We start from the raw sequence: 23,191 nt of genomic DNA, 5'->3' as shown, positions 1-23,191 counted from the left end.
AGGATGGGGACGTGCCCACGACCGACCAGCTCGTCGACGTCACGAGGATCTACTACGAGCCCGCCGCCGCCGAACTGCCCCGCGGCCGGCAGGTGCTGGAACGCTGGCCGCAGGCCACCCTCGTCCCGGTCGAGAGCCACTGGCGCATCCCCGAACTGCACGGCGACGAGACCAACGTCGACCGCTGGGTGCGCATCAAGCGCGAGGCCCTGGTGCTGGGGATCAAGAAGTCGCTGACGACGCGGGTCAACGGCCGCTCGGCCGACTTCATCGCCCCCTCCACCGCCAACGGCTGCGCCATGGCCTGCGCGTACTGCTACGTCCCGCGGCGCAAGGGCTACAGCAACCCCATCACGGTGTTCGCCAACATCGACGGGATCGTCGCGCACGTGCAGCGCCACGTCGCCCGGCAGGGCGTCAAACCCGAGCCGAACCAGTGCGATCCCACCAGCTGGGTCTACGACATCGGCGAGAACAGCGACTGCTCGGTCGACGCGGAGATCTCCGGCAACGTCGACGACCTCATCGCGGCCTTCCGCGAACTGCCCACCGCCAAGGCCTCCTTCGCCACCAAGCACGTCAACCGCCGGTTGCTGGCGCTGGACCCGCAGGGACGCACGCGCGTGCGCTTCTCGCTCATGCCGGCACGCGTCGCCAAGCTGCTGGACATCCGCACCTCCCCCGTGCCCGACCGGCTCGCCGCGCTCGACGACTTCGTGGCCGCCGGGTACGAGGTGCACGTCAACCTCTCCCCCGTCGTCGTGCACGAGAACTGGCTGCCCATGTGGGCCGAGCTGCTGGACGCCCTGGGCGACGCCACGAACGAGGCGACCAAGGCGCAGCTGGCCGCGGAGGTGATCTTCCTCACCCACGAGGAGAACCTGCACCGCGTCAACCTCGGCTGGCACCCCAAGGCCGAGGACCTGCTGTGGCGACCGGCGATGCAGGAGACCAAACGTTCCCAGGGTGGCGGGGTGAACGTCCGGTACCGCACCGGTGACAAGGGGCGGTACGTGCGGCAACTGCTGGAGCTGATCGAGCAGCGCGCCCCCTACCTCCGCGTGCGCTACGCGTTCTGAGCACCCACCCTGGACCCGTGGACGACGACGAGAAGAAGGACGCGCAGCAGCGGTTCTCCGAAGCCGTGAACATGACCCCGAAGGAACTCGAGGACTGGCTCGGGACCGAGGAGTCGAAGTCGGTGGGGGTCGGCGAGGGCGAGTCCGTCGGCCACCAGTCCGGCCGGCGCATCGTGCAGATCCTGCGGGCGAAGAAGGCCGACCTCGACGAGGACGACTACGCGCACATGAAGAAGGTCGCCGGCTACGTCGCGCGGCACAGGGAGCAGCGCCCCTCGGGCGACGTGACCGACACGAGGTGGCGGTACTCGCTCATGAACTGGGGCAACGACCCGCTCAAGAAGTGAAGGTTTCACCCCTCGGCAGGCTGGGAAGGAAGATCGCATGAGCACTGTGATGGAGAGCATCGACGTCTCGGTCCCCGTCCACACCGCCTACAACCAGTGGACGCAGTTCGAGTCGTTCCCCGAGTTCATGGGTGGCGTCGAGCAGATCACCCAGACCGACGCGACCCACACGCACTGGAAGACCAAGATCGCCGGGGTCGAGCGCGAGTTCGACGCCGAGATCACCGAGCAGCACCCCGACGAGCGGGTGGCCTGGAAGAGCGTCGACGGCAAGTCGCACGCCGGGGTGGTGACGTTCCACCGCCTCTCCGACGACGAGACCCGGGTGACGGTCCAGCTGGACTGGGACACCGAGAGCCTCGTCGAGAAGGCCGGCGCCGCGATCGGCGCCGACGACCGCCAGGTCAAGAAGGACCTCGAGCGCTTCAAGGCGTTCATCGAGTCCCGCGGCACCGAGACGGGCGCCTGGCGCGGGGACGTCACCCCGCCCAAGTGAGCGTGAACGCGTGAGCACGGCCCGGTCCCGGCAGGGACCGGGCCGTCGACGTCTCGGGAGGCGACTGTCAGCGCGCTCTGGCAGGGTGCGGGGGAGCCCGAAGATCACGGGTGCCCGTCACAGAGAGGTCGCCAGCGCATGCGCATCCTGGGGATCAACGCCGTCTTCCACGACACCGCCGCAGCGCTCGTCGTCGACGGGAAGATCGTCTTCGCCGCCGAGGAGGAGCGCTTCAGCCGTCGCAAGCACGGCAAGCGCCCGGTGCCCTACGCCACGTGGGAGCTGCCCGAGCTCGCCATCAAGCACGCCCTGCAGGCGGCGGGCCTGACCCCCGCCGACCTCGACCTCGTCGGGTACTCCTACGACCCGCGCCTGGTGCTGCCGAGCTCCGAACTCGACCTCGGCGACCCCGACGACGCGATCCGCACCCGCTACGCCGAGCGTGCCCCCGAGGCCATCGCCACCGCGCTGCCCGGTCTGGACCCGGCCAAGGTCCGCTTCGTCCCGCACCACGTCGCGCACGCCGCCTCGGCCGCGCTGGCCTCCCCGCAGGCCGCGCGGGAGGGCGGGTCCAGCGTCCTGACCGTCGACGGCCGCGGCGAGCGGATCTCCTCCCTGGCCGGCCGCTACCGCGGCGGCTCGCTGGAGGTGCTGCACGAGACCCGCCTGCCGCACTCCCTGGGCTTCGTCTACGAGGACCTGACCCGGCACCTGGGCTTCACGCACTCCTCCGACGAGTACAAGGTCATGGCGCTGGCCTCCTACGGCAAGCCCCGCTTCGCCGACGAGATCGCCGAGTTCGTGCACGCCACCGGCGACGGCGGCTTCGTCGCCAAGGTGCCGGACTTCTCCCGCTGGGCCCCGCCGCTGACCGACGGCGAGCAGTGGGACCCGCGCGAGGACACCGGCCAGGCCGACCTCGCCGCCAGCGTCCAGGAGGTCCTGGAGCGCACGCTCGTCGCCGTCGCGACCTGGCTGCACGGCCAGACCGGCGACAAGGTGCTCACGATGGCCGGTGGCACGGCCCTGAACTGCGTCGCCAACTCCCGCATCTTCCGCGAGACCCCGTTCGAGACGGTCTGGGTCCAGCCCGCCGCCGGCGACTCCGGCACCGCATTGGGGGCGGCGCTGCAGCTGTCCGCCGACGCCGGCGAGCTGGTGGCCCCGATGGAGTCCGCCGACCTCGGCCGCGGCTGGAGCGACGAGGAGCTCGCGCAGTGGCTGACCACCGCGCGACTGCCCTTCACCACTCCCGACGACCTCGCCGGCGAGGTCGCCGACGTCCTCGCGAACGACGGGGTCGTCGCCTGGTTCGACGGCCGCGCCGAGTTCGGGCCGCGGGCCCTGGGACACCGCTCGCTGATGGCGCACCCGGGCCGGAAGGAGAACCTCGAGCGGCTCAACGACGTCAAGGGCCGCGAGCAGTTCCGCCCGGTGGCGCCGATGGTCCTGGCCGAGCGCGCCGAGCAGATCTTCTCCGGCGGGCCGATCCCCAGCGAGTACATGCTCTTCGTCCACGACGTCGCCGAGGACTGGAAGGACCGCATCCCGGCCGTCGTGCACGTCGACGGCACGGCGCGCATCCAGACGATCCACGAGGAGCGCACCCCTCACGTCGCCGCGTTGCTGCGCGCGTTCGAGGAGCGCACGGGCCTGCCGGTCGTCGTGAACACCAGCCTCAACACGGCCGGCCGGCCCATGGTGGACGACCCGCGCGACGCCATGGAACTGTTCGGGTCCGCTCCCGTCGACGTCCTCGTCCTCGGCCCGCACCTGGTGCGCCGCAACCAGTTCGTGCAGTCCTGATGGGTTTCTCCGTCGTCGTCCCCTCGATCGGCCGGCCGAGCCTGGGTGTCCTGCTGGGCACCCTGGCCGCGCAGACCGGCCCGCGCCCGGACCTGGTCGTCGTGGTCGACGACCGGCCGGGGCGGGACAGCGGTGCGGACCCCTGCGAACAGGCCTGCGCGCGGGCCCGGGAGGCCGGGCTCACCGTGCGACTGGTCCGTTCCGGGGGCCGGGGGCCCGCCGCCGCGCGCAACGCGGGCTGGCGACGGGTGTCCTCGGAGTGGGTCGCGTTCGTCGACGACGACGTGGAACTGCCCGCGGGCTGGGCCGACGACCTCGTCCGCGACCTTGACGGTGCCGCCGCGGACGTCGGGGCGGTCCAGGGCCGCATCCACGTCCCGTTGCCGGCCGACCGCCGCCCCACCGACTGGGAACGGGGCACCGCGGGCCTGGCCGAGGCGCAGTGGATCACCGCCGACATGGCCTACCGCCGCGAGGCGCTCGAGCAGGTCGCCGGTTTCGACGAGCGGTTCCCGCGCGCCTTCCGCGAGGACGCCGACCTGGCCCTGCGCGTCGTCGGCGCCGGCTGGCGGATCGTGCGCGGCGAGCACCTCGCGGTCCACCCCGTCCGCCCGGCCGCCGACCTGGCCAGCCTGAAGCAGCAGCGCGGCAACGCCGACGACGTCCTCATGACCGCCCTGCACGGCCGGGACTGGTACGAGCGGTCGAACTCGACCGTGGGACGGATCGGCTCGCACGTGCTGACCACCGCCGCCGCACTGACCGCCGGCGGCGCCGCGCTCCTGGGCCGGCGGCGGATCGCCACCGTCGCCGCACTGGCCTGGGCGGGGCTGACCGGGGAGTTCGCCTGGCGGCGCATCGCCCCGGGCCCGCGCGACCGCGCCGAGGTGCAGCGCATGCTCCTCACGAGCGTCGCCATCCCGCCGGCGGCCGTGTACCACCGGCTGCGCGGGGAACTCGCGGTGCGGCGCGACCCGCCGGCCGCCTGGCCGCCGCCGGTGCGCGCGGTGCTGTTCGACCGCGACGGAACGCTCGTGCACGACGTGCCGTACAACGGCGATCCCGCCCTGGTGAAACCCGTCGACGGCGCCCGCGAACTCCTCGACGACCTGCGCGCGCGCGGGCTGCGGACCGGGCTGGTGACCAACCAGTCCGGGGTGGCCCGCGGGCTGATCACGCGGGCCGAGGTGGACGCCGTGAACGCGCGCGTCACCGAACTGCTCGGGCCGTTCGACACCGTGCAGGTCTCCGTCGACGGGCCGGACTCCCCCTCGCGCACCCGCAAACCCGAACCCGGCATGGTCCTCGACGCCGCCCGCGAACTCGGGCTGCTGCCGGCGGAGTGCCTCGTCGTGGGCGACATCGGCGCCGACGTCGAGGCCGCGCTGTCCGCCGGGGCGCGCACCGTCCTGGTCCCGACCGACGTCACGCGGTCGGAGGAGGTCGAGTCGGCTCCTGTCGTCGTGCAGTCCCTGGGCGAGGTGGTGCTCCCGTGAGGATCCTCGCCGCCCGCCTGGACAACGACGGCGACGTGCTGGTCACCGGCCCGGCGATCCGCGCGCTCGCGGCGTCGGGCACGGTCGACCTGCTGGCCTCCCCCGCCGGTGCGGCCGCGGCGCGGTTGCTGCCCGGGGTCGAGGACGTGCTGACGTTCGACCCGCCGTGGAGCGGTTTCCGTCCCGCCGCGGTCGATCCGTCCGCCGTCGGCCGGCTCGTCGCGCAGGTCCACGACGGCGCCTACGACGAGGCGGTCGTGTTCACCTCGTTCCACCAGAGCCCGTTGCCGCTGGCCCTGCTGCTGCGGCTGGCCGGGGTGCCGCGCATCAGCGCCGCGAGCGAGGACTACCCCGGGTCGCTGCTCGACGTCCGGTTCCGCCGCGAGGCCGGTCCCGAACTCCACGAGGTGGAGGCCGCGCTGGAACTCGTGGCCGCGGCCGGGCACCGGCTGCCCGCCGGCGACGAGGGCCGGATGGGGCTGCGCGACCTGCCCGCGCCGGGCGTCGACCTGCCCGAGCGCTTCGTGGTCGTGCACCCCGGCGCCTCGGTCCCCGCCCGTACCCCGCTGCCGCAGGACGCGGCGGCGATGGTGGAGGCGTTGCGGCGCAGCGGACGTGAGGTCGTCGTGACCGGCGGTCCCGGCGAACGGGACCTGACCGCCGCCGTGGCCGTGGCCGGTGCCCACGACCTCGGGGGCCGGACCGACCTGGCCGGGCTGGCGGGCGTCCTCGCCGCGGCCGACGTCGTCGTGGTCGGGAACACCGGCCCCGCGCACCTGGCCGCCGCCGTGGCGACCCCCGTCGTCTCGCTGTTCTCCCCCGTCGTCCCGATCGAGCGCTGGGCACCGTACGGTGTCCCGCGCATCGTGCTCGGCGACCAGCAGATCGTCTGCGCCGGTTCCCGGGCGCGGGAGTGCCCTGTGCCGGGACACCCGTGCCTCAGTTCGGTGACGTCGGACCAGGTGGTCGCGGCGGTCGACGCTCTGTCCCCTGAAACCGCCCCCGAACTCGTGGAGGAACTGCGGTGAGGATCCTCGTCTGGCACGTGCACGGATCGTGGATGACCGCGTTCGTGCAGGGCTCGCACACCTACCTGCTGCCCGTCGTGGACGACCGCGGGCCGGACGGCCGCGGCCGCGCCCGCACGTGGGACTGGCCGGCGGGCGCCGTCGAGGTCCCCGTCGCCGACCTGCGCGAGGCCGAGTTCGACGTCGTCGTCCTGCAGCGGCCCGGTGAACTCGGGCTGGTGGAGCAGTGGACGGGCCGGCGCCCCGGTCGCGACGTCCCGGCCCTCTACATCGAGCACGACGCCCCGCGCGCCGGGGCCAGCGACAGCGTCCACCCGCTGTCGGACCAGGACCGGATCCCGGTCGTGCACGTCACGCAGTTCAACCGGACCTACTGGGACAACGGCCGGGCCCGGACCCGCCTGCTGGACCACGGCGTCGTCGACCCCGGGTACCGGTACACGGGCGGTTCGGAATCGGTGGCCGTCGTCGTCAACGAACCCGTGCGGCGGCACCGCGTCGCCGGCACCGACCTCGTCCTGCACCTGGCCGGCGACCTGCCGGTGACCGTGCACGGCATGGGAGTCACCGAACTGGCCCGGCAGGTGGAGGGGACGCCCGCGGGCAAGAACCTCAGCGTGCTGGAGGACCTGCCGCAGGCGCGCATGCACGAGGTGCTGGGAACCCACCGGGCCTACCTGCACCCCTACCGGTGGACGAGCCTGGGGCTCTCGCTCATCGAGGCGATGATGCTGGGCCTGCCGGTGCTGGCCCTGCCGGCGACCGCCGCCCCGGAGGCGGTCCCGCCGACGGCGGGCGTGCTGTCCAGCGACCCCGACGTCCTGCTGGCCACGGCCCGCCGCTGGATGGCCGATCCGGACGAAGCCCGCACGATCGGGCGGGCGGCCCGCGAACACGCCCTGGCGAGGTTCGGCATCGAACGGTTCCTCGCCGACGCCGACGAACTCCTGAAGGAGGCGGTCTCCTGATGCGCATCGCCATGGTCAGCGAACACGCGAGCCCGCTCGCGGTGCTCGGCGGCGTCGACGCCGGCGGGCAGAACGTCCACGTCGCCGCCCTGGCCGGCGCCCTGGCCGACCGCGGTCACGAGGTCGTCGTGCACACCCGCCGCGACGACCCCGAACTGCCCGAGCGCGTGCAGCTGCGACCGGGGGTCGAGGTCGTCCACGTCGACGCCGGCCCGCCCGAACCCGTCGCCAAGGACGACCTGCCGCCGTTCATGCCGCGGTTCTCCGACGTGCTGCGCGAGAGCTGGGGCCGGGAACGCCCCGACGTCGTGCACGCCCACTTCTGGATGTCGGGAACGGCCGCGGTGCCCGCGGCGCGCGACCTGGGCATCCCCGTCGTGCAGACGTTCCACGCCCTCGGCAGCGTCAAGCGCCGCTACCAGGGCGTGCAGGACACCTCCCCGGCCGGCCGGGTGGAGGCCGAACGGGAACTGGCCCGCGACGCCGACCTCGTCATCGCCACCTGCCGCGACGAGGTCGCCGAACTGCGCGCGGCCGGTTCCCCGCCCCGACGCGTGCAGGTCGTCCCGTGCGGGGTGGACACCGCACGGTTCGACGACCCCAGCGGTCGCGACCTCGTGGGCCGGCGCCGGCCGGGCTGCCGCACGCGGCTGCTGACGGTGGGCCGCCTGGTGCCGCGCAAGGGCATCGAGGCGGCCGTGCGCGCCCTGGAGTTCCTGCCCGAGGCCGAACTCGTCGTCGCCGGCGGTCCCGCTGCGCACGACCTCGACGGCGACCACGAGGCCGTCCGCCTGCAGAAGGTCGCGGTCGAGCTGGGCATCGCCGATCGGGTCCGGTTCATCGGCCGGGTCTCCCCCGCCGACCTGCCCGACCTGCTGGCGAGCGCGGACGTGCTGCTGGCGACGCCCTGGTACGAACCGTTCGGCATCGCGGTGCTGGAGGCCATGGCCGCGGGGTTGCCCGTCGTGGCCACCGCGGTCGGCGGGATGCTCGACACCGTCAAGGACGGGGTGACCGGCCGGCTGGTTCCGGTCGACGCCCGCGGGCACGCCGATCCCGAGGACCTGGCCGCGGCCGTGCGTTCGGTCGTCGACGACCCCCGCACCCTGCACGCGATGGGGGCGGCGGGCCGCCGCGCCGCGCGGGACCGGTACGACTGGGCCCGCGTCGCGGCCGCCACCGAGTCCGCGTACGAACTGCTGCTGGACGCCCCGGCCAAGGTGCCGACGACGCGCGAGTACCTGCGCGGCCACGTCGGGGAACTGGCCGGGGTGGTGCGCGCCCTGGAGGACGAGGCCGACCGCATCGACCGCTGGGGCCGCGAACTCGTGGGCGTCGTGGACCACGGGGGCCGGCTGCTGGTGGCCGGCAACGGGGGCAGCGCCGCGGAGGCGCAGCACCTGACCGCCGAGCTGGTGGGGCGTTTCGTCGGCGAGCGCCGGCCGCTGTCGGCCATCGCCCTGCACGCCGAGTCCTCGGCGGTGACGGCGATCGCCAACGACTACGGCGTGGACGAGGTGTTCGCCCGGCAGGTCGAGGCGCACGGCCGGCCCGGTGACGTGCTGCTGCTGGTCTCGACCAGCGGGCGCAGCACGAACCTGCTGCGGGCCGCCGAGCGTGCCCGGGCCTGCGGGGTGCGGGTGTGGGCGCTGACGTCGACGGCGAACAGCCCGTTGCGCGCGCTGGCCGACGACACGCTGGGGTTCCCCGGGCCGAGCACGTCGGCGATCCAGGAGGGGCACCTGATGGCCGTCCACGCGCTGTGCGTGGCGGTCGAGGCGCACCTGCCGGCCCAGCGACCGGTTCGGCGTCCGCAGACGGTCGACCTGACGGCCGTCGAGGAGGGGGTGGTCTCGTGACCAAGCACGTGGTGGTCGTCGGGGACGTGGTGCTGGACCGGGAGGTGCTGGGTTCCTCCTCGCGGTTGGCGCCCGACGCGCCGGTCCCGGTGGTCGACGTCGCCGAGACGCGTGAATCTCCCGGTGGGGCGGCGCTGACGGCGCTGCTGGCCGCGCTCGACCCGGCCGTGTCGGTGACGCTGGTGGCTCCGGTGGCCCAGGACGAGGCCGGGGACCGGTTGCGGCAGTTGCTGTCCGGGGTGCAGGTGCACGCGTTGCCGCACACCGGGGCGACGCGTACCAAGACGCGGATCCGCACCGACGGGCACGTGCTGACCCGGTTGGACGAGGGCGGGCCGGGAACTCCGGGCGAGTTCACGTTCGACGCGGACCTGCTCGCCACGGCCGACGTCGTGCTGGTCTCGGACTACGGGGCCGGCACGACCCGGGACCCGCGGCTGCGCGCCGCGCTGACGGAGGCGGCCCGCCGGGTTCCGGTCGTGTGGGACCCCCACCCGCGGGGCGGTGATCCCGTGCCCGGCTGCGCGCTGGTGACCCCGAACCTGGCCGAGGCCGGTGGCGCGGGCCCGGAGGAGCTGCGCGAGCGCTGGGGGGTGCGCGCCGTGTGCGTGACGGCCGGGAGCGACGGGGCGTACTGCGCCTCCGGCGGCGAGGTGCTGCACCTGCCGGCCGTTCCCGCCGCGGGTGACCCGTGCGGGGCCGGTGACCGGTTCGCGGCGACGTGCGCCGTCGAGATCGCCCGCAACGGGTCGTTGACCCCGGCGCTGGACCGGGCCGTGCGCGACGCGTCGGCCTGGGTCGCCGGCGGCGGCACGAACGGGTTCTTCGCCCCCGCTCCCCTTCCCGTGCAGCGCTCGGGGCGTGAGTCGGCGGCCGAGGTGGCCGCGCGGGTCCGGGCCGCCGGCGGGACGCTGGTGGCCACCGGCGGGTGCTTCGACGTGCTGCACGCCGGGCACATCGGCTGCCTGGAGGCCGCCCGCGGTCTCGGCGACGCCCTCGTCGTGCTGCTGAACTCCGACTCCTCGGTGCGCCGGCTCAAGGGCCCGGGGCGCCCCGTGGTTCCCCAGGACGACCGGGAACGGGTGCTGCGGGCGCTGTCCAGCGTCGACGGGGTGCTGGTGTTCGAGGAGGACGACCCGCGCGCCGCGCTGGCCGAACTGCGCCCGGACGTGTGGGCCAAGGGCGGTGACTACGGCGGTGCCGAGCTGCCCGAGGCCGACCTCGTGCGCAGCTGGGGCGGCCGGGTCGTCCTGCTGCCCTACCTCGACGGCCGGTCGACGACGAGCATCCTGGCGGCGGGGCGTTCGTGACGCGTCAGCTCGGCGCGGGTGATCTGCTGGTGCTGCGGGCGCTGGGGCTGGGTGACCTGCTCGCCGGGGTTCCCGCGCTGCGCGGGCTGCGGCGGCGGTTTCCCGGGCACCGGCTCGTCCTGGCCGCACCGCAGGGCACCGGGGGTTTCCTGCAGCGCCGCGGTGTCGTCGACGAGGTGCTCGTCTCGCACTGGCTGGATCCGCTGGACGCCAAGGGGTCCGGGCACCTCGCGGTCGATCTGCACGGCAAGGGGTTCGAGAGCCGGCGGTTGCTGGCGGACACGGACCCGGCCGACCTGCTGGGTTTCGCGACCGAGGGTTTCGAGGGGCCGACGTGGGTCCGCCACGAGCACGAGGTGCTGCGCTGGTGCCGGCTCGTCGCAGCGTGGGGCGCGCGGTGCGGGCCGCAGGACCTGCGGCTGGGCGGCCGGGTGGCCACCGACGGTCCCGTGGTGGTGCACCCGGGGGCCGCGTTCGAGGCCCGCCGCTGGCCGCTGGAGCGGTGGCGCGCGGTGGTGGCCGAACTCGTCGGCTCCGGGCACGACGTCGTCGTGACCGGCACCGCGGACGAAGCGGGACTGGGTGCCGACCTGGCCACCGCGGGGGCGCGGAACCGTTGCGGCGCCTCGACCCTGGAGGAACTGGCCGACCTGGTGGCCTCGGCGCGGTTGGTCCTGTCCGGGGACACCGGGACCGCGCACCTGGCGACGGCGTTCGCCGTCCCCTCGGTCGTGCTGTTCGGTCCCACTCCGCCCGCCTGGTGGGGGCCGGCGGTCGACACCGACCTGCACACGGTGCTCTGGCACGGCGATCCGGCCGCGGAGGACTACGTGGGGGATCCGCACGGCCGCGAGGTGGATCCGACGCTGGCGCGGATCACCGTCGCCGAGGTCCTGGAGGCGGCTGACCCGTTCCTCGCGGTCACCGGCTGATGCGAGGCTGCTCCGTCGTCCGGCTGTTCAACCGGCGGAGCAGGGACGGGGCCCCCCCGAGGACCTCGTCCGGGGCCGTTCGACACCGCCGGCCGCGCCTGGAGGCCCGCTGCGCTCGATGCGGTTTCGTGCAGGGGTGGCTGTCTCGCTTCCGGGGGGGTCGAACGCGCAGGCTACTTGCGCGGAGTTCCACTGGGTGACTCGCCGTACTCGTCGCGGTGGTGCTCGACGAATCGGCTGGAGCGGCCGAAGCCACGGACCACCTCACGGTGACCAGCGGTCGCGTCCTGCGTCACCCCTCGTCGGCGCGGCCGACGCCCAGCTGCGTCCGGTTCCTGCCGGGTCTTCCTGTTCCCAGCCGGGCCACGCCGGGTGAGACTCGTCGACCGATGAACGTCCTGGTCGTCTACGAATCGATGTTCGGTGCCACCCGTGACCTCGCGGACGCCATGACGGCCGCGCTGCGCGAGCAGCCGGGCGTGCAGGTGACCTGCCTGGAGGTCGGGGCCGCACCGGAACGGGTGCCCGACGACGTCGACCTGCTGGTGATCGGTCTGCCCACGCACGCGTTCGGGTTGAGTTCCCCCGAATCCCGGGCCGAGGCCGCGCTCCTCAGCCACCGACCGCTGGTCTCCGAGGGGCCCGGGGTGCGGGAGTGGCTCGACCGCCTCAGCGCCGCGGACCCCGCGGCCGTGCGGGTCGCCGTGTTCGACACGCGGCTGACCCTGCCGGGGCGGACCGGTTCGCTGGTGCAGCACCGCCTGGAGGGCATGGGCTTCGACGTCAGTCCGGGCCGGGCCGGGTTCCTGGTCACGGCGATGACCGGTCCGCTCGAGGCCGGGGCCCTGGAGCGCGCGCGGGCCTGGGCCCGCTCGCTGGTGACCGGCGTCAGCGGCGCAACGTCTCGCGGGGAGTCACCCCGTACGCACGTCGATAGTTCTGGCTGAAGCGGTCCAGGCTCGCGAACCCCCACCGCCGGGCGATGCCCGCGACCGTGTCGCCCCGGCCCGGATCAGCCGCCCGCAGGTCCTGGTGCGCGCGCTGCAACCGCACCTGCCGCAGGTGGGCCATGGGCGTGGTGCCCAGGTGCCGGCGGAAGGCCGCCTGCAGGGCCCGGTCCCCCACGCCCGCCGCGAGCGCGACGTCGTGCACGGTCAGCGGCTGGTGGGCGTTGGCCTCGATGTGGGCCACCGCGCGGCGCACCACCGCCGGGGCCGACCACGAGGTGTCGTGCGGACTGTGCGTGAGCGTGCTGTTGGGGAACGCTGCGAGCATCGCGGTCAGCAGGACGTTCAGTTCGCCCTGCCGCAGCAACGCGTCGTCCTCGGGGGTGGCCTCGAGCATCGACTGGGTGAAGAAGGCCTGCGTGGCGTTCCAGTGCTTCGCCGCGCGCGACGAGACCGGGGTGCCCCCGGCGAACCGCACGTCGCCGGCGGCCAGCCCGGTCAGGGCCGAGCCCACCCGGCGCAGCGACTCCACGGGAACCTGGACGATCGAGGCCGACGGGGCGTGCACGCGGCCGGCGACCTCCTGGCCCACCGGCAGCATGAACGCCTCGGTGGGCCCCAGGACGACGCCCCCGGGCGAGCCGACCACGGCCCTGCCGCTGGTCAGGGTCACCACGGCGACGTCGTCGAACGGCACCGAACGCACGGCGTGCGACAGCGTGGCCCGCAGGCGGTCGACCGTCACGTGCGGGGACGCCAGCCGCACGACGTCGAACTGGAACGGGCCTTGGGAGGTCAGCGGTTCCGGGCGGTGGCCGGTGTACGTCGAGGCCACGAAGTCGTAGGCCTCGTCCAGGTCCGTGGTCGCGAACCGGTGGCGGACGGTCGTACCCGGGGGGACCACCGCGACCTCCTGCGGGCAACGCCCACGCACGCACCGTCACACGTCGACCGGACCCCCGCGGCTCATGTCCTCGGCGAGCTGGTGGAGCTTGATGTTGCGTTCCTGGCTCCACCTCGTCAAGAGGGCGAACGCCTGGTCGTCGGTCATCTGCAGGCGCTCCTTGAGCATCCCCTTCGCCTGGCCGATCACGTCACGACGGGACAGGGCCAGGGTGAGGTGCTCCTGCTTGCTGAGGGCCGTGACCGCCGCACCCGCGTGCCGCGCCAGTGCCACCGCGATGGCGTGCGCCCGGGCGTCGAAGGCGTCCGGCTGCGGCGAGCTCAGCGTCAGCGACGTCGCACGGTGGCGGCTGGAGGTCAGCCGGAGGACCAGGACGCTGCGCACGCCCGCCGTCAGGCTCCACCGGGACAGCGCGGGCCACCGGGGGTCGGCCGTCAGGTCGGGGACGCTGATCACCGGTTCGTCCAGGACCGTGTGCGCGACCGGTCCCTGGTCCAGGTCGCCCTGCACCGTGTCGAGGGCGCGCGCCGCCGCGTCGCTCGCGGCGACGATCAGCGGGCCGTGTCCGCGGTGCGTGGTGGACGTGGCCGCGTGCACCGCCGCGCCGACGAGCCCGAGGGCTGCGGCGGGTACCAGGCCCAGGACGTCGGCCGCGGTCGGCTGCTCGTGCCAGGAGGTGACGTGCTCGGCGAGCCGCAACAACTCGGACAACCCGGACAACCCGGGCAGTTCGGACAGCTCGGACAGCTCGGTCGGTCTGGTCAGTGGTTCCGTGGTCACCGTTCGCTCCCTGCGCACGTTCTCGAGGTCCCCGACCGGCCCGCTGGCTCGAGGCGTCGGCGGGCCGGTCGTGGTCTCGAAGCTAACCGTGGCGCACCTGTGCCCCACATCGTCGCGGTGGCGCTGTTCGGTTGCGGGCCGGGACGTCTCGTTTCGGGGCGCCGGGATGCGTTCGGCGCGGGGATGACCTCGTTCCGGGGCGGATCCGTTCCGCCGTCCGTGACGGTGCTACTGCGGTGCGCCGTCCCCGGCGGTCCCTGCGGCGGACGTGACGAGCTCCTCGGCGATGTCGCGCACCTTGCGGTTCCGGTGCTGCGACATCGTCGTCAGCATCTCGAACGCGCGGTCGGCGTCGACGCGGTGCCGGGCGACGAGAACGCCCTTGGCCTGTTCGATGACGGCGCGGGACTGCATCGCGATGTGCAGGTTCTGCGCCCGGTCGCCGGCCTCGGCCAGGGCCGCGGCGTTGTCGAGGGTCACGGCGACGAGCTGCGCGAACCGCACCAGGGCCGCCTCGACCTCGGCCGCGGTGCGGGGATCGGCCTCCTCGCCGCAGCAGTAGCCGGTGAGGGAACCCTGCCAGCGGTCCGAGGCGGGCAGCCCGACGCTGACGACGCTGCGCACGCCGCGGCGGACGGCCAGTTCGCAGAAGTCCGGGAAGGCGTCGTCGCGCGCGGTGTCGCCGATGCGGACCACCCGAGCCGACTGCGCGGCCGTGAGGCAGGGCCCGGAACCCGGCGCGTACTGCCGCTCGTCGAGGGTGGAGGCCAGGTCGCCGTGGAAGGCCACGGTGTGCGCGCGGCGGCCGCGCAGCAGGGCGACCGAGACGTCGTCGGCACCGGGGACGCACTGGACCGCGAGATCGGCGACCCGCTTCAGGACCGACGACAGCGGTTGCGAGAGCGGGATCTGCCCCAGCTGCAGGTGTGCCGCCTCGAGCGCCAACGGCATCGGGTTCCCCTCCTGCCCGGCCCGCCGGCGGAGCGACGGGAGGGCAGGAGTCAGTGCGGGACCAGGCAGGCAGCCCTCCTGACGCCACCGTTCCTCGTGGATCGCGCCAGGAGTCGAGCGGACGTGCGTGGTGGAGGCTGGGAGTTCAACCCGGGTACGAGAACCTACACGACCACCGTCACCCCACGATCACGCAGGGTCGTCGTCCTGGGAGTCCGTGTCGTCGGCCGCCTCGGCCTCCGCCGCGAACCCGGTGTCGTTGCCGTAACCGTTCTTCGTCGGTTCCTCGGCGGCCTGGCCGGTGCCCGGCTCCTCGGACGGTGTGGTCATCGTCGGTCCTCCTCGCGTCTGGGTGCTCCGACGACCGTAGGCGGTGCCGGCCGGGCTCGCCCGCCGGAGGCTCGGACGAGCCCGGCCGCAACCCGTCACCGGCCGGTGTCGAGGGTTCCCGTGCGCACCAGCTCCTCGGCCAGGTCGTGCAGCTTCACGTTGCGGTTCTGGCTGATCCGGGTCAGCAGCGCGAACGCCTGGTCGGCGTCGATCTTGAAGCGCTCCATGAGGATCCCCTTGGCCTGCCCGATGACGTCCCGCGTGGTCAGGGCGGTGGTCAGGTCGGAGAACTGCTGCGTGTCGGCCAGCGCGACCGCCGCGTGGGCCGCGACCGCGGCACCGACCAGTTCGGCCTCCTCGTCGAACGCCCCGGCCCGGGCCGCGAAGAGGTTCAGCCCGCCGAGGGTCCCGCGGTGCACGAACAGCTGGAAGCACAGCAGGCTGCGCACCCCCAGCTGCACCGAGCGCGTCGCCAGGACGGGCCAGCGCGGATCACCGGACAGGTCCTCGGACCGGACCACCTGCTCGCTGTACATGGCGTCCAGGCACGGCCCCTCGCCGAGCTCCTCCTGGGAGGCGTCGAAGGTCCGGGCCACCTCGTCGGTGACCGCCGCCGACCAGACCTCGCGGTGCCGGCGGACCAGGCTGATCGAGGCGTGGTCCGCGCCGACCATGGCGACGGCGCTGACCGCGATCTGCTGCATGACGTCCTGCGGCCGGCGTTCCTGCTGCAGGTCGCGCGCCAGGGCCGCCAGGTCCGCCGCGAGGGACGACTTCCCCCCGACGACGAGCGGCTCGTCCGGATCGCGCACCACGCTCAGGCGGGGCACGGCGGGCCGGGTTCTCGACTCGGATCCGGGCATGGGTTCCTCGCAGGGGCAGCGACGGCGGGCCGTCGTCTCGACCTCGCGACGCGCCCACCCTAGTCCTTCACGCGACGGGGGGAACCGCCTCGGACGGCTCGCGCAGGTCCAGCGTCCTGCTGGTCGTCCCGCTCGTCGTCGCGCTGCTGTGCGCCTCCTCCTGCGCCGCGGCGGCCAGCTCGTCGCGGAACCACTGCACGGTGCGGGCCAGCCCGTCGGCCCAGCTCACCCGGGGCTCCCAGCCGAGGACGGAACGCGCCAGGGTCGTGTCCGGCCGGCGCACCTGCGGGTCGTCGACGGGCCGGCCGACGAACTCGATCGGCGAGTCCGACCCGGCCGCGGCGATGACGTCCTGCGCGATCGCCTTGACGCTGAGCTCCCACGGGTTGCCGATGTTCATCGGGCCGGAGTGCCCGCTGGCGGCCAGCTGCAGGATCCCGGCCACGAGGTCGGAGACGTAGCAGATCGAGCGGGTCTGCTCCCCGTCCCCGGCCACCGTCACCGGCTCACCCGCCAGCGCCTGCCGGATGAACGTCGGGATGGCGCGACCGTCGGCGGCGCGCATCCGCGGACCGTAGGTGTTGAAGATCCGCACGATCGCCGTGTCGACGCCGTGGGTGGTGCGGTAGGCGGTCGTCAGGGCCTCGGCGTAGCGCTTGGACTCGTCGTAGACCCCGCGCGGCCCGACGGGGTTGACGTGGCCCCAGTAGGTCTCCGGCTGCGGGTGCACCTGCGGGTCGCCGTAGGTCTCCGAGGTGGAGGCCAGCACGAACCGCGCCTGCTTCTCCTTGGCCAGCCCCAGCGCGTGCCAGGTCCCCGTCGCCCCGACCTTGAGGGTCTCCAGCGGCAGCTTCAGGTAGTCCACCGGGGAGGCCGGTGAGGCGAAGTGCAGGACCAGGTCCACCGGGCCGGGCACGTGGACGTACTCGGTGATGTCGCACCGCCGCAGGTGGAAACCGGGGTGCTCCATGAGGTGGGCGACGTTGGCGGGGGTCCCGGTGAGGAAGCTGTCGAGGCAGACGACCTCGACACCGGCGTCGAGGAGGGCTTCGCACAGGTGCGAACCGAGGAACCCGGCGCCACCGGTGACCACGGCCCTGCGGAAGTCGAGCGGGAGGGGAAGATCGGGCACGCCCCGATGCAACCACCGCGCGGTGGTTTCCGCTCGTCGGTACCGTCCGCTGCATGACCACGCCACCCGGCCCACCACGCGTCACGGTCGTCGTGGCCACCCGCGACCGCGCCGAGGACCTGCGCTCGTCCCTGCCCCGCCACGAGGCCGAGGTGGTCGTGGTCGACAACGGCTCGACCGACGCGACGGCGTCGGTGGTCGCCGACGAGGCCGCCCGCCGGGCCGGGGCCGGGCTGCCGCAGCTGCGCCTGATCCGCCCGGGCGGCAACCTCGGCGCGACCGCGCGCAACCTCGGCGTCCGCGCCGCGCGCACCCCGTGGGTGGCCTTCGCCGACGACGACTCCTGGTGGGCGCCGGGTGCGCTGGACCGGGCGGCCGACGTCTTCGAGGCGCACCCCCGGCTGGCGCTGCTGGCCGCGCGCACGCTCGTCGGGCCGCAGCAGGACCTGGACCCGGTCTGCGAGGACATGGCCTCGGCCCCCTGGGGACGCGACGAGGACCTGCCCGGCCCGCACGTGCTGGGGTTCGTGGCCTGCGCCACCGTCGTGCGCCGCGAGGCGTTCCTGGCCACGGGTGGGTTCGACCGCGTCGTCCACTTCGGGGGCGAGGAGGAACGCGTGACCTACGACCTGGTCGCGGCGGGCTGGGGGTTGGCCTACGTCGACGACGTCGTGGCCCACCACCACCCCTCACCGAGCCGCGGCACGGCGCAGCAGCGTCGGGAGCTGCTGCAGCGCAACGCGTTGCTGACGGCGTGGATGCGCCGGCCGGTGCGGGTCGCGGCCCGCTCGACGGTGTCGGCGCTCGTGCACGGCGGTGAGCCCCGCTCCGGCGCGCTGGCCGCGGTCCCCCGCATCCCCGCCGCGCTGCGGGAACGCCGAGGACCGGACCCGCTGGTCGAACGGCGGCTGGAGGTCCTCGCCCGTGGCTGAGCCGCGAGAGATCCCCGAGGGCCCCGCGCACGAGCGGGTGACGGTCGTCCTCATCACCTGGCAGCGCCGCGAGGAGGCCCTCGTGGCGGTGCGCCGGCTGCTGGAACTGCCCGAACGCCCCCGCGTCATCGTCCTGGACAACGCCTCCACCGACGGCACGGCGCAGGCCCTGCGCGAGGCGCACCCCCGCGACAGCGCCGGCGGTCGGCGGCTCGACGTCGTCGTGCTGCCGGAGAACCAGGGCGCGGTCGCGCGCAACACCGGTGTCGCGAGCGCCACCACTCCCTACGTCGCGTTCTGCGACGACGACACCTGGTGGGATCCCGGTTCGCTGGAGCGCGCGGCGGACCTGTTCGACGCCGACGAGCGGATCGCGGTGCTCACCGCCCGCATCCTCGTCGAACCCGGCGGGGTCGAGGACGGCATCGTCACCGAACTGCGCGAATCCCCCGTGCAGGGCGCCCCGGGACTGCCCGGACCGGCGCTGGGCAGTTTCCTGGCCGGTGCCTCGGTGGTGCGCCGCAGCGCCTTCCTGCAGGTCGGCGGGTTCTCCCGCCGGTTGTGGCTGGGCGGCGAGGAGGAACTGCTGGCCGCCGACCTCGCCGCGGCCGGCTGGGAGCTGTGCTACGTCGAGGACCTGCAGATCCACCACCAGGCCTCGGTGCTGCGCGAGTCCACCCGCCGCCGCCGCAACGGGATCCGGAACACCCTGTGGTTCACCTGGTTGCGCCGTCCACTACCGGCCGCCACGCGACGCACCCGCGACCTGCTCAGGAGTCTGCCGCCGGACCGCACGAGCGCGCTGGGGGTGCTGGACGCGGTGGCCGGGCTGCCGTGGCTGGTGCGGGAACGCAAGGTGCTACCGCCGCACGCCGAAGCCCGGTTCGCGGCGCTGGAGGAGTCCCAGCGGACCTCGAAGTCCCGGAACTACTCCCGCTGAGTCCTTTCCGGTTGCCGCCCCCCGGTGTCGGTGTTGGAGTGAGCGCGCCGGGTGCAGCAGCTCGCCTGGGAATTCCGTGACTCGGGACCTCTGGAGACGTGGATGACCACTCTGACGACCGCTGTCCCGACGCCTGACGAGCTCGTCAACGACCACCTGGGGCTGGCGCGGGCGCTGGCCTGGCGGTACCGCAACCGCGGAATCCCCGCGGAGGACCTCGTGCAGGTCGCCTCGCTCGGTCTGGTGAAGGCGGCGCAGCGGTTCCGCCCCGAATCCGGCCACGAGTTCTGCGCCTACGCCACCCCGACGATCACCGGAGAACTGCGCCGGCACTTCCGCGACCACGGGTGGTTCGTGCGGCCGCCGCGGCGGCTGCAGGAACTGCGCAGCCGGTTGCTGCAGGAGGACGACGCCGCTCCCGACGAGGTCGTCGCGCAGCGGCTCGGCGCCAGCGTCGAGGAGGTGCGGGAGGCCCGGCGCGCCTCCAACGGCTACTCGGCGATCTCCCTGGACGCCCCGCAGCACGCCGAGGACGACTCCACCGTCCTCGGCGACGTGCTGGCGCCGGACGGCGACCGGACCCGGGCCGTCGACGACCTGCTGTCGCTGCGGCGGGCCGTGGCCGACCTCGGCGAGCGCGACCGCCGGATCCTGCACCTGAGGTTCTACGAGGACGCCACCCAGTCCGAGATCGCCGCCGACCTCGGGGTGAGCCAGATGCAGGTGTCCCGGCTGCTGTCGGTGCTGCTGCGCCGGCTGCGGGCCGAACTGTCCGGCGATCAGATCCCCGTGCGCGAGGTCGGGAACACGGTCCGTCCCCGCAAGGCCGCGGACGGTGCGCCCGCGTGGTCGCGCATGCCCTCGAGCAGTTCCACGAGCACGTCGCGCGCCGCGTGAGCCGGTGACCACCCGAGCTCGGTGCGGGCCCGGGTGGTGTCCATCACCGGAACCCCGTAGCCCAGGTCCAGCCAGCCCGGCTGCACCGGGTGCACGTGCGCGCGGTAGGTCAGGTCGGCCGCCGCGCGCACCAGCGAACGGTTCAGCTCGACGTAGCGCGCGGAGTTCAGCCCCAGCGCGAGGTCGCGGCCGCGCAGCACCGGTTCGTCGGCGACGTTGAACGCTCCCCCCGGAACCTGTTCCAGCACTCGCGCGATCGCGTCGGCGAGGTCGTCGGCGTGGACGACCTGGAACCGGACCGCCCGCGGCAGCGGCAGCACCGGCAGCGGCACCCGGCGCAGCGCGCGGGTCGGGACGAACGGCCCGAGGAAGTAGCGGGCGATCTCGCTGGCGTTGTCCCGCTGGAACACCAGGGCCGGACGCACCCGGGTGACGACGAGTTCGGGGTGGTCGCGCTCGACGGCGTCGAGGTGCCGCTCCACCGCCACCTTCTCCCGCGAGTACTGAGAGGGCCGGATGCCCTCGGTCGGCCAGGACTCGTCGACGCGGGCGTCGTCGCTGGGGTGCGTGGAGTAGGCGCCGATGGACGACAGGTGGACCAGGTGCGGAACTCCGGCCTGCAGCGCGGCGGCCACGACGTTCTGGCTGCCGCCGACGTTGACGCGGGTCAGTTCCTGCGGGTCGCGGGCCGGCTGGATGAGCCAGGCCGTGTGCACGACCGCGTCGACACCGCGGAAGACCTCGGCCAGCCGGGTCACGGCCCCCGGCCCGGCGATGTCGACCTGCTCCCAGCGGACCTGCTGGTAGACGCCCTCGGGTTCGGGCAGCCGCCGGCACAACCCGACGAGTTCGTGGCCGGTTCCGCTCAGCCGGCGCAGCAGTGCCGTCGAGACGTTGCCCGAAGCTCCTGTGATCGCGATCTTCATCTCACCACGCTCCCATCGTGGGCGCGTCCGGCAACCGGACGTCGGTCAGCACCACCCCGCTGGCCGGCCGCGACGGCACCGGCCGGGCCGGGCTGCGCAGGTCCTGCGGCGGCAGCCGGTACTGCGTCGTCGCCAGCACCCGCACGGCCTGCGCCAGCAACCGCACCGTCGCGGGCTCACCCGGGCAGCGGTGCCCGGTGCGGGCGTCCCCGGCGCCCTGCGGGGTGAAGGCGTGCGAGACGGGGCGCATGCCCTGGCCGACGAAGCGGTCGGGGTCGAACCGCTCCGGTTCGGGCCACTGCGCGGGGTCACGGTGGGTTCCCACGACGTCCAGCACCAGCCGGTCCCCGGCTCGCAGCCGGGTGCCCTCGACGACGGACCCGCGCCGCAGCTTCGCCGCCAGCGCCGGGACGAAGGGGTGCCGGCGGCGGACCTCGTGGGCCACGGCGACCGCGAATTCCTGGGCGCGGTCGGAACCGGCTGCGGTGCGGACCAGGTCACGCCAGCACGGTCCCCCGCTGTCGTGCTGCAGGGCCACGGCGGCCTGGGTCACCAGCCAGGCCACCGCGACCGTGGGCCGGACGACGTTGAGCAGCTCGACGGCCGCGGTCCGCTCGTCGAGCAGGTCCCCGTGCACGTCGCGGTGGGCGCTGACCTGCGCCAGCGCCGACCCCCGCGGCGGCCGGACCCGGCCGGCGCGGGCGTCCCGGACGGCCGCACGGGCCCACGCCTCGCAGCGGCGCCGGGCCGCCCGGGCCCGCACGAACCGGGGACCGGCCGATCCGAAACCGTCGACGATGCGCATGAGGTCGTGCGCCCGCCGGACGTCCAGGGCCTCGTCGGCCCCGTCGCTGACGCCCGACCAGCGCAGCACCGCCCGGCCCAGGACGTGCACGGCCTCCTCGAACAGGACCACCCGCTGCCGCCCCGGCCACCGGCTCACCGCCCGCCGCCACTCCTCACCCGTGGCCGTCAGCAGCCCGTCGACGTGCCCGGGGCCCAGGACGTCGGTGAACAGGTCCTTGCGGACCCGGTGCTCGGCGTCGTCCAGGCCGTGCACCGCGCCGCGCCCGAAGAGCACGTGGGACAGCACCGCCGGCACCGCGCCGGAGCGCTCGGTCCGCGAGGAGTCGTAGAACGTGCGGACGCCCTCGGCGCCGCGCAGCACCACCGCGCGCCGTCCCAGCAGCCGGGTCCGCGCCGGAGCGCTCGACCGGGGCAGTCCGTCGAAGCCCCGGGCGAGCAGGGTGAGCAGCACGTCCATGGTCGTCGGCTACCCGGTCACCGGAGCCGGAAACCACCGTCTCGCCGTGCGTGCGGGCCCCGGGGGGCGTACGACGGAGCCATGCCCCTGATCAGCACGCTCTTCGACGCCCCTTCGCGGTGGACCGCGCTCGACCCGGTCGCGCAGCGGGCCAAGGACGTCGCCGACCGGCTGCTGCCCGGTGGCCGGGTCCGCGCCCTGCTGCACGGCCGCCCGGCCGGTCACCCCGCCCACCCGGCCCTGGCGCAGCTGCCCGTCGGGACGTCGGTCTCGGCGCTGCTGCTGGACACCGTCTCCGTGCTCGCCCCCGGCGGTCGCGCCCTGGAGCCCGCCGCCCGCGGCCTGGCCGCCGTCAGCGTGGCCTCGGTGGTCCCCACGGCGCTGGCCGGCTGGGCCGACTACGTGGACCTGCACCCCGACCAGCAGCGCACCGCGATCGTGCACGCGGCGGGCAACGCGGTCGCCGCCACGTTGTGGACGGCCTCACTGCTCTCGCGCCGGCACGCGCGGCTGCTGCGCTCGGCGGGAACCGTCGCGGCCGGGACGGCCGGCGCGCTGGGCGGTCACCTGGCCTACCGGTGGGCCGCGGGCGCCAACCACGCCGAGCACCTGGTGCACCTGGCCGGGGACGGTCAGGAGTTCTCCGACATCGGCCCGCTGGCCGACCTGCCCGACGGCGAGCCGGCCCAGCGCTGGATCGGGAACGCTCCGCTGTGCGTGCTGCGCCGCGGCGGGCGGGTGCAGGCGCTGACCGACACGTGCACCCACCTGGGGGGCCCCCTGCACGAGGGCGAGGTGAAGGGGTCCGGGGACGACACGACCATCACCTGCCCCTGGCACGCCAGCGAGTTCCGCTTCGGCGACGGCACGGTGCACGGTGGACCGGCGACCGCGCCGCAGCCGACCGTGGAGACGAAGGTCGACGGCGGGCGGGTGCTGGCCCGGGTCGTCGGCCCGCCGCTCTGAGGTGCCCGGGCCGCTCCCGGGAGGCAGGGTGGGACCGT

General features: G+C 74.4%; 23 protein-coding genes. 15 read left to right on the top strand and 8 right to left on the bottom strand.

Annotated features, from left to right (window positions below):
- Positions 1–11 precede the first annotated feature (11 nt).
- The 11 genes from ACRYR2_RS00930 (at position 12) to ACRYR2_RS00880 (ending at position 12,268) form a co-directional block, all read left to right on the top strand.
- A complete protein-coding gene (locus ACRYR2_RS00930; protein WP_432560930.1) occupies positions 12–1,079 on the top strand; it encodes a spore photoproduct lyase family protein in 1,068 nt (355 codons plus the stop codon).
- A 17-nt stretch (positions 1,080–1,096) separates the two neighbouring features.
- Positions 1,097–1,426, top strand: coding sequence for a DUF3140 domain-containing protein (locus ACRYR2_RS00925; protein ID WP_432560929.1), 330 nt, complete (start codon positions 1,097–1,099; stop codon positions 1,424–1,426).
- A 37-nt stretch (positions 1,427–1,463) separates the two neighbouring features.
- Positions 1,464–1,922: an SRPBCC family protein gene (locus tag ACRYR2_RS00920; RefSeq protein WP_432560928.1), complete on the top strand. Its 459-nt coding sequence runs from the start codon at positions 1,464–1,466 to the stop codon at positions 1,920–1,922.
- Positions 1,923–2,060: 138 nt separating this feature from the next.
- Complete coding sequence (locus ACRYR2_RS00915) at positions 2,061–3,728, top strand: carbamoyltransferase family protein (RefSeq protein ID WP_432560927.1); 1,668 nt, start codon at positions 2,061–2,063, stop codon at positions 3,726–3,728.
- Complete coding sequence (locus ACRYR2_RS00910) at positions 3,728–5,224, top strand: HAD-IIIA family hydrolase (RefSeq protein WP_432560926.1); 1,497 nt, start codon at positions 3,728–3,730, stop codon at positions 5,222–5,224. Before ACRYR2_RS00915 ends, ACRYR2_RS00910 begins: the two co-directional genes overlap by 1 nt.
- The gene (locus ACRYR2_RS00905) at positions 5,221–6,252 is read left to right on the top strand and encodes a glycosyltransferase family 9 protein (protein WP_432560925.1); all 1,032 of its coding nucleotides are present in this window, start codon (positions 5,221–5,223) and stop codon (positions 6,250–6,252) included. Before ACRYR2_RS00910 ends, ACRYR2_RS00905 begins: the two co-directional genes overlap by 4 nt.
- On the top strand, positions 6,249–7,220 hold the full coding sequence (locus ACRYR2_RS00900) for a glycosyltransferase (RefSeq protein ID WP_432560924.1): 972 nt from the start codon (positions 6,249–6,251) through the stop codon (positions 7,218–7,220). The genes ACRYR2_RS00905 and ACRYR2_RS00900 overlap by 4 nt, the downstream gene beginning before the upstream one ends.
- Entirely contained in the window at positions 7,220–9,079 is a 1,860-nt protein-coding gene (locus ACRYR2_RS00895; protein ID WP_432560923.1) for a glycosyltransferase, read from the top strand. The genes ACRYR2_RS00900 and ACRYR2_RS00895 overlap by 1 nt, the downstream gene beginning before the upstream one ends.
- A complete protein-coding gene (locus ACRYR2_RS00890) occupies positions 9,076–10,389 on the top strand; it encodes a PfkB family carbohydrate kinase (RefSeq protein ID WP_432560922.1) in 1,314 nt (437 codons plus the stop codon). Before ACRYR2_RS00895 ends, ACRYR2_RS00890 begins: the two co-directional genes overlap by 4 nt.
- Positions 10,386–11,321: a glycosyltransferase family 9 protein gene (locus tag ACRYR2_RS00885; protein WP_432560921.1), complete on the top strand. Its 936-nt coding sequence runs from the start codon at positions 10,386–10,388 to the stop codon at positions 11,319–11,321. Before ACRYR2_RS00890 ends, ACRYR2_RS00885 begins: the two co-directional genes overlap by 4 nt.
- Positions 11,322–11,710: 389 nt before the next feature.
- Positions 11,711–12,268, top strand: a complete 558-nt coding sequence (locus ACRYR2_RS00880; protein WP_432560920.1) for a flavodoxin family protein — start codon at positions 11,711–11,713, stop codon at positions 12,266–12,268.
- Here the strand turns inward: ACRYR2_RS00880 and ACRYR2_RS00875 are convergent.
- From ACRYR2_RS00875 to ACRYR2_RS00850, 6 genes are all read right to left on the bottom strand, one after another.
- Positions 12,210–13,172: a helix-turn-helix transcriptional regulator gene (locus ACRYR2_RS00875; protein WP_432560919.1), complete on the bottom strand. Its 963-nt coding sequence runs from the start codon at positions 13,170–13,172 to the stop codon at positions 12,210–12,212. The two genes, ACRYR2_RS00880 and ACRYR2_RS00875, sit on opposite strands and share 59 nt — an antisense overlap.
- A 36-nt stretch (positions 13,173–13,208) precedes the next feature.
- Positions 13,209–13,952 carry an ANTAR domain-containing protein gene (locus ACRYR2_RS00870; protein ID WP_432560918.1) on the bottom strand — a complete coding sequence of 248 codons (744 nt, stop codon included), beginning with the start codon at positions 13,950–13,952 and terminating at the stop codon, positions 13,209–13,211.
- A gap of 228 nt (positions 13,953–14,180) precedes the next feature.
- The gene (locus ACRYR2_RS00865; RefSeq protein ID WP_432560917.1) at positions 14,181–14,903 is read right to left on the bottom strand and encodes a GAF and ANTAR domain-containing protein; all 723 of its coding nucleotides are present in this window, start codon (positions 14,901–14,903) and stop codon (positions 14,181–14,183) included.
- A 189-nt stretch (positions 14,904–15,092) separates the two neighbouring features.
- Complete coding sequence (locus ACRYR2_RS00860; RefSeq protein ID WP_432560916.1) at positions 15,093–15,233, bottom strand: hypothetical protein; 141 nt, start codon at positions 15,231–15,233, stop codon at positions 15,093–15,095.
- A gap of 95 nt (positions 15,234–15,328) precedes the next feature.
- Positions 15,329–16,063, bottom strand: a complete 735-nt coding sequence (locus ACRYR2_RS00855; RefSeq protein WP_432560915.1) for a GAF and ANTAR domain-containing protein — start codon at positions 16,061–16,063, stop codon at positions 15,329–15,331.
- 100 nt (positions 16,064–16,163) lie between these two features.
- Positions 16,164–17,228 (bottom strand): UDP-glucuronic acid decarboxylase family protein, encoded by a 1,065-nt coding sequence (locus ACRYR2_RS00850; protein WP_432560914.1) that lies wholly within the window; start codon positions 17,226–17,228, stop codon positions 16,164–16,166.
- 53 nt (positions 17,229–17,281) lie between these two features.
- On the opposite strand from ACRYR2_RS00850, the gene ACRYR2_RS00845 reads away from it, so the two are divergent.
- From ACRYR2_RS00845 to ACRYR2_RS00835, 3 genes are all read left to right on the top strand, one after another.
- On the top strand, positions 17,282–18,160 hold the full coding sequence (locus tag ACRYR2_RS00845) for a glycosyltransferase family 2 protein (protein ID WP_432560913.1): 879 nt from the start codon (positions 17,282–17,284) through the stop codon (positions 18,158–18,160).
- Positions 18,153–19,100, top strand: a complete 948-nt coding sequence (locus ACRYR2_RS00840; RefSeq protein WP_432560912.1) for a glycosyltransferase family 2 protein — start codon at positions 18,153–18,155, stop codon at positions 19,098–19,100. The genes ACRYR2_RS00845 and ACRYR2_RS00840 overlap by 8 nt, the downstream gene beginning before the upstream one ends.
- Positions 19,101–19,202: 102 nt before the next feature.
- The gene (locus tag ACRYR2_RS00835; protein ID WP_432560911.1) at positions 19,203–19,997 is read left to right on the top strand and encodes a sigma-70 family RNA polymerase sigma factor; all 795 of its coding nucleotides are present in this window, start codon (positions 19,203–19,205) and stop codon (positions 19,995–19,997) included.
- Here the strand turns inward: ACRYR2_RS00835 and ACRYR2_RS00830 are convergent.
- Together ACRYR2_RS00830 and ACRYR2_RS00825 are read right to left on the bottom strand one after the other, a co-directional pair.
- Positions 19,880–20,923 carry an NAD-dependent epimerase/dehydratase family protein gene (locus ACRYR2_RS00830; RefSeq protein WP_432560910.1) on the bottom strand — a complete coding sequence of 348 codons (1,044 nt, stop codon included), beginning with the start codon at positions 20,921–20,923 and terminating at the stop codon, positions 19,880–19,882. The two genes, ACRYR2_RS00835 and ACRYR2_RS00830, sit on opposite strands and share 118 nt — an antisense overlap.
- A 1-nt stretch (position 20,924) precedes the next feature.
- Entirely contained in the window at positions 20,925–22,187 is a 1,263-nt protein-coding gene (locus ACRYR2_RS00825; protein WP_432560909.1) for a cytochrome P450, read from the bottom strand.
- An 81-nt stretch (positions 22,188–22,268) separates the two neighbouring features.
- On the opposite strand from ACRYR2_RS00825, the gene ACRYR2_RS00820 reads away from it, so the two are divergent.
- Positions 22,269–23,153: a Rieske (2Fe-2S) protein gene (locus ACRYR2_RS00820; RefSeq protein WP_432560908.1), complete on the top strand. Its 885-nt coding sequence runs from the start codon at positions 22,269–22,271 to the stop codon at positions 23,151–23,153.
- Positions 23,154–23,191 lie beyond the last annotated feature (38 nt).

This window comes from Kineococcus deserti (assembly GCF_050871945.1).
Taxonomy (GTDB): Bacteria; Actinomycetota; Actinomycetes; order Actinomycetales; family Kineococcaceae; genus Kineococcus.
The sequence above is the reverse complement of the archived record's forward strand: the minus strand, read 5'-3'. Positions and strand labels throughout refer to the sequence as shown.